The following is a 14490-nucleotide window of genomic DNA, read 5'->3' on the forward strand; positions in this document are numbered from 1 at the left end:
CGCCGGAGCCCACTCAGAGCACCGCCCAGACGACCTTGCCGCCCTCCACCGGGTGCCAGCCCCACAGGCTGGTCAGCTCCTCGACCAAGTGCAGCCCTCTCCCGCCTTCGGCGGACTCGTCAGCGCAGCGTCGCTTGGGGGTGTCCGTCGCGCAGTCGAACACCTCGATTCGCAGGCTGCCGCCGCCGACCTCGACGCGGAGCTCGATGCCGCCACCCACGGCCGAGGCTGCTGCTGCGTTGGCCACGAGCTCGGTGGCGACGAGCGCGGCATCGGAACACGTCTCGGGGTCGAGCAGGCCCTCGAGGTACGCTCGGAGGCGAGCTCGTGCGAGCGGCACCGCCGAGAGTTCTGCCGGCAGTTCCCAACTCACTCGTGCGGGTTGTGTCGGGCCCGGCCTCAGCATGCTCAATGCCAGTGCGACACCCGTGCCCCCGATAGTCCTCTGCACCCGCACTCCCGCACCTTCCTGGAGACCTCACTGCGTGGCCGGCCCTAACGTGTTTGCCGCCCATGAACAGTGACTGCCTGTCATGACTTTGCTTCGGATCGTCGCGAACCGCCGCCAGGCGGCCGAGCAAGCGTTTAGCTTGGGAACCATGAGACTTGGCTTCAGGGTCGTATCGGTAGCCAACACCCCTTAACGTCACGGTGTTAACCATCAGCGACCTGCTGCGATACGACCTGGGCCGGCAACTGCGGTGTGGACTCGGGATGGTGGTGAGGGATGTCGGCTCGGCTTCGGCAAGCACGGAAGGAACGCGGTTGGTCCCAAGAGCGGCTGGTCCACGAGATCGAGCGATATGCACGGCAGAAGCTCCTCAACATCGCTTCTACCGCGAGCCTGCGCGTCTACGTATCGGAGTGGGAGAACGCACGTCGCTCCATCGGCCCGTTGTACGCCGCGATCCTGCGAGCCCTACTCGGGCTGACCGATCGTGAGCTTCTCGGCGGCGACACACTGGCGGCACAGCCGTTGGTTGTCGACGGTTACGACGATCTGATCAGCCGCATCGAGTCGGCCCACAGCCTCAGCCTAGGCATGGTCGACACCTTCATGAGGCAGACCGAGCTGCTTCGAACCGTCGATCGGCAGATGGGAGCTGCCGCCCTGGTGGACCAGATGCTGGCCCACCTGGCGGCACTGGAGGAGGCACTGACCTTCGCGGTCCTGCCCAGCGCGAGGGAGCCAATCGCCCGAGGCCTGGCCGGCGCGGCAACGCTGGCCGCGTGGCAGGCGCTTGACGTCGGAGCCACCGAGCGGGCTTGGCGACACTACGAGTTGGGAAAGCGCGCTGCGGCAGAGGCGAAGGAGCCGATGTACCTGGCCCACGCCATGGCCGAGCAAGCGTACGTGCTTTCGGCTGCAGGGAAGCCGGAGCTCGCTGTGCAGCTCGTTCAGGAGGCGCATCGCTCCGTCGGGAGCAATGCCTCGCCGCGCCTGAACGCGTGGCTGCACGCTGCCGAGGCCGAGCTACTCGCCCAGGCCGGCCAGGCAGACGCCTGCCGCCGCTCGCTGGACCGTGCTGCATCGGCACTCCCCGACGGAACCAGCGATCGAGACCCTGACATGCCCAGCATCTTCCTCAATCGCAACCATATGACCCGCTGGCGTGGGAACGTACTCGCGCGGCTCGGTGACGACGCCGCGATGAGCGATTTGTACGACGCTCTCGCAGGCATGGACTCGACATTCACCAGGGCTGCAGCCGGTCTGCACTGCGACCTCGTGCAGGCCCATCTCGCCCGTGAGGAACAGGACCAGGCCATCGGCCACCTACGGCAGGCCCGACATCTCGCCAACCGCACCGGCTCGGCTCGCCAGCCCGCCCGAATCGAGCAGCTGTCCACCAGGTTATGAGCCGGGGCGAACTGCCGAGGATTACCGCTTTCGATTGGCCAGGATGTGCAGGAGCGCGACCAGGGTGCCAGAACCCATCAGCTTCCCCTCCGCCATGAGAGCCGGGATCTCGGAAAGCGGCACCCAGGCGATACGACCTGCTTCCTCCCCCTCCTCGGGTTCTCCTACCAGCGTGGCCCCCTCGCCGACGAAGACCTCATGCGGGGAATCAACCATCCCGATCATCGGCTGGAAGGTCACCACATGCTCGAGGCTGTCAGGACGCCAACCCGTCTCCTCCTCGACTTCTCGCCGCGCCGCCTGACTACCGTCCTCCCCGGGATCGACGATGCCGCCCGGCAGCTCCCAGCCCCAGGCCTGGGGAACGAAGCGATAACGCCACAGCATCAGCACCCGGTCCTCCGCATCCAGCACCGCTGCTATGGCGACACGCTTCAGACGGACGACATGGTGCTCGAAACGCGGCACGCCCGGCGGTTCGACGTCGACCAGCGCGAGCTGCACCCAGGGGTTGTCGTAGAGCACGCGGTCCCCGTGGATCTTCCACGGCCGGAGCTCGTCCGTCTGATCGACCATCAGCTATCACATCCCCCGAGCGTGAGCGAAATCAGCACCCCATCAGCCGCAAAAGGCGCCGTGGCGGGCTGCCGCAGTCAGATAACTCTCAAACGGACCGGGCCTGTGTCGGCGGCGCCCCTGCCCGATGACCGCACACTACCGGCGCTCGCACTGGCCCGGCCAGGAGGACCGTCCTCCACGAGACACGTCTCAGCTGCCTACTGGAGGCTCTGGAGCTAGCCCTCAATGCGGCACAGGGCGCTTGCATACAGCTCCGAGCGGCGGAGATGCCGATCGCGCCAGACCTGCGCCGAAGCGGCACTCGGCAACCGGGCGGCGGTCTGGCGCAGGCATCCTCGTATCCCTAGCATGCACCCGTGACTGATGATCAACTGCGTACCGACACCAACACCCGCCCCGCCAGCGTCGATGCCAAGCCGCCGACCGTGGACTCTGACGAGAAGGCCACCCTGCTCGCCTTCCTGGACTACCTGCGCGAGGGAGTCGTCGCCAAGGCGCAGGGGCTGGAGGGGGACCTGGCGCGTGTAGCGGGGGTGCCGTCGGGGACGAATCTGCTGGGGCTGGTCAAGCATCTGACTGAGGCCGAGATGTACTGGTTTGAGTGGGTGTTTGAGGGCGCTGAGGTGGAAGTACCGGACTTCGGGATGGAGTTGGGCGAGGGGGACACCGAGGAGTCGGTGGTCGCCGGGTATCGGGCGGCGGTGGTGCGGTCGAATGCGATCGTCGCGCGGTGCGGCGACCTGGGGTGGGCGGCGGCGCGGGCGACGGGGAAGGGCGGGGTGCCGCGGTCGATGCGGTGGATTCTGGTGCACATGATCGAGGAGACCGCGCGGCACGCCGGGCATGCCGACATCCTGCGGGAGCAGGCGGACGGGGCGGTCGGGAGGTAAGGAAGAAGGAGGGCGTCAGGGCCGGCGGGCGTCGGCCAACGCGCACAGTAGGGCGCAGGCCTCGAAGGCGGTGGCGACCAGGACGCCCAGTTGGAAGGCGGCCGCCCAGTTGCCGTCTTGCGCGAGGTGGGCGAAGAAGACGGCGCCGGTGCAGGCGACGCCGATGGCGGTGCCGAGGCGCTGGGAGGTTTGCAGGACGCCGCCGGCGGTGCCTGCGCGGGCGAGCGGGACCGGGGCGAGGGAGAGGGTCACGTTCGGCGAGATGGTCAGCCCGGAGCCGATGCCCGCGAGGGCCAGGGGCGCGGCGGTGGCGAGGGCGGCGGAGTGCCCGGGGACCTCGTGGACGGCGAGCGCGGTCGCCAGGGTGCCGCTGATCACGGCGACCAGGCCCACGATGATCACCGTGCGGCCGTGCCGGCTGACCAGCCGGCCCCCGACCATCGCCGCGACACCCGAGCCGACCGCGAACGGCGTGATGGCCGCTCCGGCTTGGAGGGCGCTGTAGCCGAGGCCGCGCTGCAGGAAGAGGGTGAAGATGAAGAAGATCGGGGTGAACCCGGCGAAGTAGAGCAGGCCGAGCAGCACGCCGTAGCGGTAGCTGCGGAGGGAGAACAGGGAGAGGTCGACCAGCGGTAGCCAGCAGTGCCGCTCCCACGCGACGAAGCCGGCCAGCAGCAGGACGCCGAGCGGGATCAGCAACCACTTCGCCGCGCCCTTCCACTGCTGTTCCTGCACCAGCGGTAGCAGGATGGCCAGCAGCCCGGCGGCCAGCAGCGCCACGCCCACCAGGTCGATCCGGCGGCGGCCGCCCGCGGCGAGGCCGCCGCCGGTGCTGCGGGGGATCAGCCGCAGGGCCAGTACGAAGGCGACCACACTGATCGGCAGATTGACGAAGAAGACCCACCGCCAGCTGCTCTGACCGCCCGCCAGGCTGATCAGCAGGCCGCCGGAGAGCGGTCCGACGGCGGTGGCCAGGCCGACCGTGGTGCCGAAGTAGCCGAAGGCGCGGGCTCGGGCGGGGCCGCTGAACATCTCCTGGATCAGCCCGGAGATCTGCGGCCCGAGCAGACCGCTGGCCATGCCCTGGACCAGCCGGGAGACGACGAGCGCCGTCGCGGTAGGGGCCAGCCCACAGGCGGCGGAGGACACCGCGAACAGCACCAGGCCGACCAGGAACGCGGCGCGCCGTCCCCACAGGTCGCCGAGCACTCCGGCGGGGATCAGGGTGAGCCCGAAGGTGAGCGCATAGCCGGAGAGCACCCAGGAGAGGTCGGCCTCGCTCGCCCCGAGTCCTCGCTCGATCGAGGGCAGCGCGACGTTGACGATGGAGACGTCCAGCAGGCTCATGAACCCGACGAGCAGGCAGACCCCCAGCGCCTGCCAGCGGCGGCGCTCGGCTGACCGGGCGGCCTCGTCCAGCTCGGGCCCGCCGGAGGCGTCGCCGGTGGCACGGCTGGGCGGGGTGACGTCCAAGGCGCAGCTCCTGAGGTCGGGGCGGTCCGGTGCCGGGCCCGCCACCCGCCGAAGCACCCTGGCGCACCCGTCCCGATGACGCGTCACCATCCTGCCCCGCGTCATGGTGATCAGGCGGCCGCCATGCCCGGCTCGTGGTGGCCAGGTGAAGATCACAAGCATGTTCGAACCTGTTTGATTGTGATGAGTTTGGGTCTTCCGAGGCGGCCAGATCGCGATGGTCGCCGACCCGTCAAGCGGAAACCACAGCACTCGCCGAATCTCGACCCACTGCGACCGGAACCAGTCGATCAGATTCCAACGTTGACGGACACTCAGACAATGTGAAATTGTACAGACGCGTTGAGATCTTCCCCGGCCGACGGACATCGAAGTCCGCGAGGCCCGGTCGGTCGCCTAGAGCAGACCTGCCTGTTCGAAGTCCAGGACGCCCACTCCCCTACCGCACACCACATCGCCCCGGCGGCGGCCTGCCGCCGCGCTCCCACGCGGAGCCGGCCGGCCTGCCCGCGGGGCGGCGTGCGGTGCGCCCCGGGAGCGGGCCGTCACCGCCCACCGATCCCATTGAGAGGTGAGCCGTGCCGAAGACACGAGTCTTCGACGAGAGACCGCCGACGCTCAGCATCGTGATCCCCTGCTTCAACGAAACGGGGGCCCTGCACCAGACCCACGCCCGGCTCGCCGCGACCCTGCGCAGCATGACCGGCTACACCTGCGAACAGATCTATGTGGACGACGGCAGTTCCGACGGGACCTGGGAGCTGCTGGTCTCACTGGCACGCCGCGACCCGACCGTCCGAGCCGTGCGCTTCAGCCGCAACTTCGGCCACCAGGCAGCGTGTTTGGCCGGCTTGCGGGAGGCCGTCGGCGACGCCGTCGTGGTGATCGACGCCGATCTGCAGGATCCGCCCGAGCTGATCCCCGAGTTGGCCGCGCGCTGGCGCGAAGGGTGGTCGGTGGTCTCCGCGCGCCGACGCAGCCGGGACGGCGAGACCGCCTTCAAGAAGGCCACCGCCTACGCCTATTACCGGCTGCTGAACGCACTCTCCGACCACCCGACCGCCGTGGACACCGGCGACTTCCGCCTGATGGACCGTCAGGTGGTCGACCAGCTGATCCGGATCCGCGACAAGGACCTCTATCTGCGCGGCGCCGTCAGCTGGTTCGGGTTCACGGAGACCAGCATCGAGTACGACCGCGCCCCGCGGGTGGCCGGCGAGTCCAAGTACACCCTGCGGCGGATGCTCGCGCTCTCCCGCCGCGGACTGCTGTCCGGGTCGATCGCGCCGCTGCGGCTCTCCACCAGTCTCGGGGCCGCCGCGCTGGCCGGCGGGCTAACCACGGCCGTCGTCCGCCGGGATGCCCGACTGCTGCTGCGTCCGGCCGAGTTCGGCGTCCAGGCGCTGGCCATCGGCATCCTCGGCGAGTACCTGCACACGGTGTTCCGGCAGGTCCAGGACCGCCCCGGCTATGTCATCGAAGAACGGTTCGACCGGGCCGTGAGCCCGCTGCCCATCGTCGAGAGGGTCACCCTTTGAACACCCCCTTGAGTACCGAAGGAATCAACACCGAAGCCGTGAACACCGACGCCGTGAACACGGAATCGGTGAACACGGAATCGGTGAACACCGACGCCGTGAACACGGAAGCGGTGAACACGGAAGCACTGGAAAGCGGGCCCCCGGTCGACGTGGTCATCGTCGGCGCCGGCTTCACCGGCCTGTCCGCCGCGCTGGAGCTGGCCGGCCAGGGCCTGCGCTGCCGGGTCATCGAGGCCGCACCCGAGATCGGCGGCCTGGCCGGCACCTTCGAGGCCGACGGGCACCGGCTGGACCGCTTCTACCACCACTGGTTCTCCTCCGACCACGAGATGCTGGAACTCTGCGCCCGCCTGGGCATCTCGCACCTGCTGGAGGCGCACGAGACCCGCACCGGCGTCTACTACGCCAACTCCGTCTACCGGCTCTCGGCACCGCTCGACGTGCTGCGCTTCGCCCCGCTCGCGCTCTCCGACCGGATCCGCTTGGGCGTCATGACCCTGCGCGCCCAACGGGTGAAGCACTGGCGGGAGTTGGAGTCACGAACCGCCGAGGAGTGGTTGATCTCACTGGGCGGCCGGCGGGTCTACGAGGTGGTCTGGCGCCCGCTGCTGGAGGGCAAGTTCGGCAAGTACGCCGACCAGGTGGGCGCCACCTGGATGTGGACCAAGCTCCATCTGCGCGGCGGCAGCCGGACCAAGGCCGGCAAGGAGACGCTCTACTACCTCAAGGGCGGCTGCGAGGCCCTGCTGTCCGCGTTCCGCAGCCATCTGGAGGCGCTGGGCGTGGAGTTCCGCACCGGGCAGGCCGTCGAGGCGGTGCGGCTGGCGCACGGCGGCGTACCGGGCGTCCTGGCGGGCCACGGCGTGCAAGGCGTGCTGGCGGGCGGCACGTTCCACCCGGCCCGCCAGGTGCTGCTGACCTGCGCCCCGCAGGCCGCCGCTGAACTGCTCGACCGGCCGGAGGCCCACGGCCACCCGGCTCTGCCCGAACTGCTGCGCCGCTGGCGGGCGGTGGACTACCTGGGCAACGTCTGCCTGGTGCTGGAGAACAGCCGCCGGCTCTCCGACACCTACTGGCTCAACGTGAACGACCCGAGCTTCCCCTATGTCGGCGTGATCGAGCACACCAACCTGGACCGGCCGGAGCGCTACGGCGGCCGGCACATCGTCTACCTCTCCAAGTACCTGCCGACCGACGCCGCGCTGTACACGATGACCGACGAGGAGGTATTCGAGTACAGCCTGCCGCATATCCAGCGGATGTTCCCCGGGTTCGACCGCTCCTGGGTGGAGCGCTACCACGTCTGGCGGGCCGATTACGCCCAGCCGGTGATCACCCCGCACTACACCCGGACCATGCCCGCCGTGGAGTCGGCGGTCGGCGGCCTCTACCTGGCCGGCATGGCGCAGGTGTTCCCGGAGGACCGGGGCATCAACTACGCCGTCCGGGACGGCCGCCGGGTCGGCCGGCTGATCGCCGACCGCCGGCCCGCACCGACCGCGCAGCCCCTCGCTACCGGGAGTTCCCGTGGCTGAACTCGTACCCGAGCCGACCGACGGCCGGCTCATCACCATCGACCAGGCCGAGCAGTTGACCACCGACCAGGTCCACGAGCTCTACCGGCGCCACGTCAGCCGCAGCCAGGTCTCGCTGATCGGTTCCTTCGGCTTCGGCCGCGATCTGGTGGACCATGCCGAGGGCTGCTGGATCCAGCTGCGGGACGGGCGGCGGATCCTGGACTTCACCGGCGGCGTCGGGGTGCTGAGCCACGGCCACAACCACCCCAGGATCCTGCGGGCCCGGCAGCGGTTCCAGCAGTCCCGGCGGATGGAGGTGCACAAGAACTACCTCTCGCCCTACGTGGCGGCGCTCGGCCACAATCTGGCCGCGCTGCTGCCCGGTGACCTGACCGTCAGCTACTTCCCCAACTCCGGTGCCGAGGCGGTGGAGGGCGCGGTCAAGCTGGCCTACAAGTACCACCAGGGGCGGCGCGGCACGGTGCTGCACAGCGATATCGCCTTCCACGGCAAGCTGTTGGGCGCGGCCAGCCTGACTGCCTCGCCCGAGTTGCACTTCCCGTACCCGCAGATCCCCGGCACCGACCGCTTCGGCTACGACGACCTGGCGTCGTTCCTGCTCGCACTGGACCGGCACACGGCCTCCGACGGCGAAAGCGACGTCTACGCCGTGCTGTTGGAGCCGTTCAGCGCCTCCAGCCTGCGGGAGTGCTCGGCGGGGTTCCTGCGCGAGGTGCGGCGGATCTGCACCGAGCGCGACATCGTGCTGATCTTCGACGAGGTGTACACCGGCTGGGGCAAGACGGGTGCGCTCTTCCACTTCATGCACCACCCGGGCCTGGTCCCGGACATCGTGACCACCTCCAAGTCCTTCGGCGGCGGCAAGGCCTCGATCTCCGGCTACATCGCACGCGAGCCGATCTTCCGGGCCGCCTACGACAACCTGTCGGACGCGACCCTGCACAGCACCACCTACTACGGCTTCGGCGAGGAGACGGCCACCGCGCTGGAGGCGGTCGCCGTCGCGGTGGAGGAGGACTTCCCGGGCCGGGCCCAGGAGTTGGGCGAGCTGCTCGGCACCGGGCTGGCGAAGCTCGCGGCCCGGCACCCGCGGCTGGTGCACGACGTCAAGGGGCGCGGCGCGCTGCACGGGGTCTTCCTCAACCCCGGCCCCAAGCTGCCCGACGCGCTGCGTTCGATGCTGCCGACCACCGCCGCCAAGGATCCGCAGGCGCTGTCCAAACTGCTCACCGCTGCGGTGATCGCGGCCCTCTACCGGGACCACGGCATCCTCACATTCTTCGGCTCCAACCGGCTGATCGCGCTGATCGTCTCGCCGCCGCTGGTGGCCGGGGCGGATGAGGCGGAGCTCTTCCTGAACGCGCTGGACGAGGTGCTGGACCAGGGGCCGGTCCGACTGCTGGCCGGTCTGGTGCGGGAGAAGGCGACCGGATGAGCCGGCTCGCCACCACCCTGCGCGGTTCGGGGCTACCGGTCTGCTGGGCGGCCGAGTTCGAGGCGCTGCGGCCCACCGCGGCCGGCGACCGGGCGGTGCGGCACACGGCACTGAGCGTGGCCCGGATGCCGGCCGGCTACCGCTGGACGGTGGCCGCCGCACTGCGGCTCTTCCCGCTCGCCTTCCGCCTGATCGCGCACCGAGACCCCAGAACTGCTGATGAGTTGACGATCAGTCAGACCATGGCAAGGCTGCGCCGGGTCCCCGTATATGCCGAGGTGCTGCGCGCGACCACCGCGCTCGCGCTGTACGGCGCGCTGGACGGCACGGTGCCCGCCGAGCGCCCGGCCGTGCGGGTACTCACCGGGGACGCCCGATGAGCGACCTGATCGACTGCGACGCCCTGGTGGTCGGCTCGGGCGCGGGCGGCTCGGTCGCCGCGTTGGAACTCGCCCGCGCGGGGCGGTCGGTGACCGTGCTGGAGGAGGGACCGCGGGTCTCCACCGCCGAGTTGGCCGCCACCGCCCCGGCCGACTCGATGCGCCGGCTCTACCGCAACGCGGGCGCCACCGCGATCTTCGGCACCCCCACCATCGCCTATGGCGAGGCGAGTTGTGTAGGTGGCACCACGGTGGTCAACGGTGGTCTGCTCTGGGAGCCGTCGGCCGCGCTGCTGGATCGCTGGGCCGCCGCAACCGGTTACGGCGGCTACCGGCAGGCCGCCCTGGCCCCGCACTTCGCCGAGGTGGCCCGGCGGCTCGGCATGATCGTCCAGCAGCACGGCGACGGCAACGCGGACTCCCGGCTACTGGCCGGTGCCGCTGAGCAGTTGGGCTGGCGCTGGCAGCATCCGCAGCGCGTGGTATCGGGGTGCCGGCACCGCAACCAGTGCGCCACGGGCTGCCCGAGCGGTGCCAAGCAGAGCATGGCGCTCAGTTATCTGCCGCGCGCCGAGGCCGCCGGCGCGGTGATCGAGGCGGGGGTGCGGGTGCGCCGGATCGTCCACACCGGTGGCCGGGTGGTCGCTGTGGAGGCCACCGCCGCCGACGGGCGGGCCGTGCGCTACCGCCCGCGCACCGTCTTCCTGGCCGCCGGCCCGATCGGCACGCCGGTGCTGCTGCGCCGCAGCGGGATCCACCGGCGCACGGCGGGACGGCAGTTGGCGCTGCACCTCAACCTGCGGACGGTGGCCCGGTTCCGACAACCGGTAAAGGCCCACCACGGCACCATGTTCACCGCCCAGGTGCAGGAGTTCTCCGACCTCGGCCTGCTGATGATGCCGTCCAATCTGACCCGGGGCGGGCTGGGCGCGGCGCTCGCCGGACGCGCCCCGAAGACCGTCAACTCGCTGCTGGAGCAGTGGGATCACCTGGGGATGTACACCACCCAGGTGCGGATGCAGGGGTCGGCCGCGCTGCTCGGGGCGGTGGGCGGCGCACCGCTGCTGCGGCACGGGCTGACCCGGGCCGACCACCATGCGCTGCGGCTGGCGTTCCGTCGCACCGCGCGGCTGCTGTTCGCCGCGGGGGCCATCGAGCTGCTGCCGCCCAGCAGTTCGGCTCCGGCCCTGCGCAGCGCCGCCGAGGTGGACCGGTTCTGTGCCGAAGTGAAGCCCGGGGACTGGGAGTTGGTCTCGGTCCACGGCATGGCCAGCTGCCGGATGGCGCTACCGGAGCGCGGCGGTGTCTGTGACGATCGCGGTCGGCCGCACGGCCTGGCCAATCTCCACCTGTGTGACGCGAGCGTGCTGCCGGGAGCCTCCGGCATCAGTCCGCAGGGAACCATCATGTCCTTCGCCCATGAGATCGTGGGCCGCCATCTGGAGAGCATGTGACCGAAGCAGTGGCAGTGGAGCGCCCATTGGCCGGCAGCACCGGGGTCTTCAGCCGCACCGCCGTGGTGGCCTCATGCGCGGCCTTCGTGCTGATCGGCGCGCTGCAGGCGTTCTACGGGCCGGCCATCCCGGGGCTGCGGCCCAAGTTCGGACTCTCCCCGTCGGCGGCGGGGCTGGCCTTGAGCGCGCACTTCGTGGGCGGGGTGGCCGGGGTGCTGCTCTTCGACCGGGTGTACGGGCGGATCAGCAACCGCCGGGTGCTGGCCGCCTCGCACCTGCTGATGGCGCTCGGCGCGGCGGGGTTCGCGCTGGCGCCGTCCTGGCCGCCCGCGCTGGGCGCCGCGCTGCTGGCCGGGTTGGGCTTCGGCGGGATCGACTACGGCCTCAACCGGCTGTTCGCGGTCGGCTTCGGACAGCGCTCCACGGCGATGCTCAACATCCTCAACGCGCATTTCGGGATCGGCGCGATCCTCGGCCCGGTGCTGGTGGGCGCGGTGGGGGTGCGCCACTATCCGGTGGTCTTCCTGGTGTTCGCGGTGGCCTGCCTGCCCTTGGCGCTCTGCCTGCGCGGGGTGGGCGAGACCGAGCGGGCCGCCGAGGCGCCCGGCCCGGCTGATGCCCGCGGCCGCAGCCTGGCCGCGGTGCTGGGCGTCTTCGTGCTGCTCTATGTGCTGCACGTGGGCATCGAGGCGGGCGTGGGCGGCTGGGAGCCGACCCATCTGGAGACCATCGGCTATGCGACCGGCCTGGCGGCCACCGCCACCTCGGTCTACTGGCTGATGCTGACGCTGGGTCGGTTCCTGGTCGCGCCGCTGGCACTGCGCTTCTCGGCGCAGGCGATCATCGCGGTGTCCTGCGCCGGGATGACGGTCTGCCTGCTGCTGGCCACGGTGCGTCCGGCCGCGCCCTACGCCTACGCCGGGGTCGGCCTGTTCATCGCCCCGATCTTTCCGACCGGCCTGCCCTGGCTGAACCGGGCGGCGCCGCGGGCTCAGCGGGCCGGGGCGCTGGTGATCGCCGCCTCGATGGTGGGCGGGGTGGCGGCGGGCCCGGCGCTCGGCAAGGCGATCGAGTGGTCGGGGATCCGGGCGGTGCCGGTGGTGCTGAGCGTGGTGTCGGCGCTCTGCCTGGCCGCGACGGCCTGGCTGGTCCGGGCGACCCGGACGACCCGGGCGGACTGACGGGAGTTGCTCGGCGCGGCCTGGCCGTGCCGAGCAACCGACCCAGCCGCGCCGAGCGATCGACCCGGCCGTTGCCAGCGGACGTCTGATCGGAGATCATTTCGGCGCGTGGACCGCATGGACCGCGCGGCGAGACCCGGTTCGCCGCGTCTGTGCGACCGGAACGGAGAGTGACGTGCCCGAGCAGCAGACCCCCGCCACCTGGCAGCCCCCGGGCGTCGAGGCCCCCGCACCCAACATCGCGCGCGTCTACGACTACCTGCTCGGCGGCAAGGACAACTTCCCGTCGGACCGCGAGCTGGGCCGGCGGATCGAGGAGATGCTGCCGGAAGTGCACCTCGGGGTGCGGGCGCAGCGGGCGGTGCTGCGGCGGGTGGTGCGGCATCTGGTGGCCGATGCGGGGCTTCGGCAGCTGGTGGACATCGGCTCGGGCCTGCCGACCGCCGACAACGTGCACCGGATCGCGCAGTCGGCGGCCCCCGAGACCCGGGTGGTGTACGTCGACAACGACCCGATCGTGCTGTCCCACGCGCGGGCGCTGCTGGCCGACAACCAGCGGACCGTCGTGGTCGAGGGCGATCTGCGGGGGCCCGCCGAGCTGCTGGCCGATCCGGGGCTGCGCGCGCACATCGACTTCGAGCAGCCGGTCGGCCTGCTGCTCTGCGGGATCCTGCACTACGTCCTGGACGAGGAGGAACCGGCGCGCCTGCTGCGGGAGTTGGTGGACGCGCTGCCGTCCGGCAGCTACGTCTTCGTGCACCACCTGCTGGCCGCCGGGGACGACCCCGAGGCGGCGGCCGCCGAGGCGGTGCTGCGCCAGGGCGTCGGGCGGGCCCAGTTCCGTTCGCCGGAGCATGTGGCGGCGTTCCTGGACGGCCTGGAGCTGGTCGACCCCGGCGTGGTCACGGTGTCCGAGTGGCGCCCCGACGCCGACACTCCCGCACTGAGCGACAACCCGGTGCTGCGGCTGGCCGCGGCGGCGGTGGCCCGCAAGCCGTAGCGCGGCGGACCCGCAACCCAGCCCCAGACACCGAACCGCCCGGGTACGAGCACAGCTCTCGCACCCGGGCGGTTCGCGTTCGACAGTACCTGACAGCCCGTCAGGTCAAGCCGGTTACTCGATGACGAGCTCCACCGCGATGTTGCCGCGGGTCGCCTTGGAGTACGGGCAGACCTGGTGCGCCTGCTCCACCAAGGCGCGGCCGGTGGCCTGGTCGATGGCGTCGGGCAGCTCGACGCGCAGCACGACGGACAGGCCGAAGCCGGTGTCGTCCTTGCCAATGCCGACCTCCGCGGTGACGGCGGCCTCGGAGGTGTCCACCTTGGCCTCCCGGCCGACCAGGCCGAGGGCGCTGGCGAAGCAGGCGGCGTAGCCGGCGGCGAAGAGCTGCTCGGGGTTGGTGCCCTGGCCGTTGCCGCCGAGCGCGACGGGCAGCGCCAGCTGGACGTCCAGCAGGCCGTCCGAGCTGACGGCGCGGCCCTCACGGCCGTGGGTGGCGGTGGCGACGGCGGTGTACAGCGCGGTCATGGGGTAACCGTCCTTCTTCGTCGGATCGAGTCGGATCGAGTCGAGGGGTCGAGTCGTGCGTTCGTGTCACCAGAATGGCATCACACAATTCAGTTGTGCGCAACTAATTGGCCCGCATTGGTACGCTGAACCCATGACCGAGGACCTGGTGGACGACAGCTGGCTGCGCCTGGACAACCAGATCTGCTTCGCCCTGCACGCCGCCTCCCGCGCTTTCAACGCGCTCTACCGCGACGTCCTCTCCGAGCTCGGCCTGACCTACCCGCAGTACCTGGTGATGCTGGTGCTCTGGGAGCACGGCGAGCTGGGCGTCAAGCAGATCGGCGAGCAGCTCCGGCTCGACTCCGGCACGCTGTCGCCGCTACTCAAGCGGCTGGAGGCGAACGGGCTGGTGCGCCGGGAGCGCAGCGCCGTGGACGAGCGCTCGGTCACCGTGCGGCCCACCGCCACCGGCGCCGCGCTGCGCGAGCAGGCCGCCCGACTGCCGCGCCGGATCGCCGCCGCCACCGGCCTGGACGTGGCCGAGGTCGCCCAGCTGCGCGACCGGATCAACAAGCTGACCGCCGCCCTGGACACCGCCGAGCTGCCCGACTCCCCCGCCGCCTGCGGCTGAGCCTGCGATCACCAGCG

The 14490-nt window shown here is 70.8% G+C and carries 14 protein-coding genes and 1 pseudogene; 10 read left to right on the forward strand and 5 right to left on the reverse strand.

Annotation, left to right across the window (positions count from 1 at the left end; genetic code table 11):
* Positions 1–13: 13 nt before the first annotated feature.
* Positions 14–373 carry an ATP-binding protein gene (locus P3T35_RS12390; RefSeq protein ID WP_280705868.1) on the reverse strand — a complete coding sequence of 120 codons (360 nt, stop codon included), beginning with the start codon at positions 371–373 and terminating at the stop codon, positions 14–16.
* A 354-nt stretch (positions 374–727) separates the two neighbouring features.
* On the opposite strand from P3T35_RS12390, the gene P3T35_RS12395 reads away from it, so the two are divergent.
* The gene (locus P3T35_RS12395; protein ID WP_101379337.1) at positions 728–1861 is read left to right on the forward strand and encodes a helix-turn-helix transcriptional regulator; all 1134 of its coding nucleotides are present in this window, start codon (positions 728–730) and stop codon (positions 1859–1861) included.
* Positions 1862–1882: 21 nt separating this feature from the next.
* On the opposite strand, the pseudogene P3T35_RS12400 reads toward P3T35_RS12395, so the two are convergent.
* Positions 1883–2419: pseudogene (locus P3T35_RS12400) on the reverse strand (NUDIX hydrolase); the annotation flags it as partial.
* 377 nt (positions 2420–2796) lie between these two features.
* Here P3T35_RS12400 and P3T35_RS12405 point away from each other — a divergent pair.
* Positions 2797–3330 (forward strand): DinB family protein, encoded by a 534-nt coding sequence (locus P3T35_RS12405; protein ID WP_280705871.1) that lies wholly within the window; start codon positions 2797–2799, stop codon positions 3328–3330.
* A 15-nt stretch (positions 3331–3345) separates the two neighbouring features.
* Here P3T35_RS12405 and P3T35_RS12410 read toward each other — a convergent pair whose 3' ends face one another.
* Positions 3346–4749 (reverse strand): MFS transporter, encoded by a 1404-nt coding sequence (locus tag P3T35_RS12410; RefSeq protein ID WP_280706003.1) that lies wholly within the window; start codon positions 4747–4749, stop codon positions 3346–3348.
* 632 nt (positions 4750–5381) lie between these two features.
* Between P3T35_RS12410 and P3T35_RS12415 the strand changes: the two genes are divergently transcribed.
* Entirely contained in the window at positions 5382–6341 is a 960-nt protein-coding gene (locus P3T35_RS12415; protein ID WP_101379340.1) for a glycosyltransferase family 2 protein, read from the forward strand.
* Here the strand turns inward: P3T35_RS12415 and P3T35_RS12420 are convergent.
* Positions 6331–6462 (reverse strand): hypothetical protein, encoded by a 132-nt coding sequence (locus tag P3T35_RS12420; RefSeq protein ID WP_280705874.1) that lies wholly within the window; start codon positions 6460–6462, stop codon positions 6331–6333. The two genes, P3T35_RS12415 and P3T35_RS12420, sit on opposite strands and share 11 nt — an antisense overlap.
* On the opposite strand from P3T35_RS12420, the gene P3T35_RS12425 reads away from it, so the two are divergent.
* The 6 genes from P3T35_RS12425 (at position 6455) to P3T35_RS12450 (ending at position 13332) form a co-directional block, all read left to right on the forward strand.
* On the forward strand, positions 6455–7879 hold the full coding sequence (locus P3T35_RS12425; RefSeq protein ID WP_218976645.1) for an NAD(P)/FAD-dependent oxidoreductase: 1425 nt from the start codon (positions 6455–6457) through the stop codon (positions 7877–7879). The genes P3T35_RS12420 and P3T35_RS12425 overlap by 8 nt on opposite strands.
* Complete coding sequence (locus P3T35_RS12430; RefSeq protein ID WP_280705879.1) at positions 7872–9317, forward strand: aspartate aminotransferase family protein; 1446 nt, start codon at positions 7872–7874, stop codon at positions 9315–9317. Before P3T35_RS12425 ends, P3T35_RS12430 begins: the two co-directional genes overlap by 8 nt.
* A complete protein-coding gene (locus tag P3T35_RS12435) occupies positions 9314–9697 on the forward strand; it encodes a hypothetical protein (protein ID WP_101379341.1) in 384 nt (127 codons plus the stop codon). Before P3T35_RS12430 ends, P3T35_RS12435 begins: the two co-directional genes overlap by 4 nt.
* Entirely contained in the window at positions 9694–11151 is a 1458-nt protein-coding gene (locus P3T35_RS12440; protein WP_101379342.1) for a GMC family oxidoreductase, read from the forward strand. Before P3T35_RS12435 ends, P3T35_RS12440 begins: the two co-directional genes overlap by 4 nt.
* Complete coding sequence (locus tag P3T35_RS12445; protein ID WP_280705882.1) at positions 11148–12332, forward strand: MFS transporter; 1185 nt, start codon at positions 11148–11150, stop codon at positions 12330–12332. Before P3T35_RS12440 ends, P3T35_RS12445 begins: the two co-directional genes overlap by 4 nt.
* 175 nt (positions 12333–12507) lie before the next feature.
* Positions 12508–13332, forward strand: coding sequence for an SAM-dependent methyltransferase (locus P3T35_RS12450; RefSeq protein WP_101379344.1), 825 nt, complete (start codon positions 12508–12510; stop codon positions 13330–13332).
* Positions 13333–13446: 114 nt separating this feature from the next.
* Here P3T35_RS12450 and P3T35_RS12455 read toward each other — a convergent pair whose 3' ends face one another.
* Complete coding sequence (locus tag P3T35_RS12455) at positions 13447–13860, reverse strand: organic hydroperoxide resistance protein (RefSeq protein WP_101379345.1); 414 nt, start codon at positions 13858–13860, stop codon at positions 13447–13449.
* Positions 13861–13993: 133 nt separating this feature from the next.
* Here P3T35_RS12455 and P3T35_RS12460 point away from each other — a divergent pair, with 133 nt between their 5' ends.
* The gene (locus P3T35_RS12460; RefSeq protein ID WP_101379346.1) at positions 13994–14473 is read left to right on the forward strand and encodes a MarR family transcriptional regulator; all 480 of its coding nucleotides are present in this window, start codon (positions 13994–13996) and stop codon (positions 14471–14473) included.
* Positions 14474–14490: the final 17 nt, after the last annotated feature.

The organism is Kitasatospora sp. GP30 (assembly GCF_029892145.1).
GTDB lineage: Bacteria > Actinomycetota > Actinomycetes > Streptomycetales > Streptomycetaceae > Kitasatospora > Kitasatospora acidiphila.

Coding starts and splice junctions, on each gene's coding strand:
- P3T35_RS12395 (WP_101379337.1), top strand. CDS start 728: ATGTCGGCTCGGCTTCGGCAAGCACGGAAGGAACGCGGTTGGTCCCAA.
- P3T35_RS12435 (WP_101379341.1), top strand. CDS start 9,314: ATGAGCCGGCTCGCCACCACCCTGCGCGGTTCGGGGCTACCGGTCTGC.
- P3T35_RS12440 (WP_101379342.1), top strand. CDS start 9,694: ATGAGCGACCTGATCGACTGCGACGCCCTGGTGGTCGGCTCGGGCGCG.
- P3T35_RS12455 (WP_101379345.1), bottom strand. CDS start 13,860: ATGACCGCGCTGTACACCGCCGTCGCCACCGCCACCCACGGCCGTGAG.
- P3T35_RS12460 (WP_101379346.1), top strand. CDS start 13,994: ATGACCGAGGACCTGGTGGACGACAGCTGGCTGCGCCTGGACAACCAG.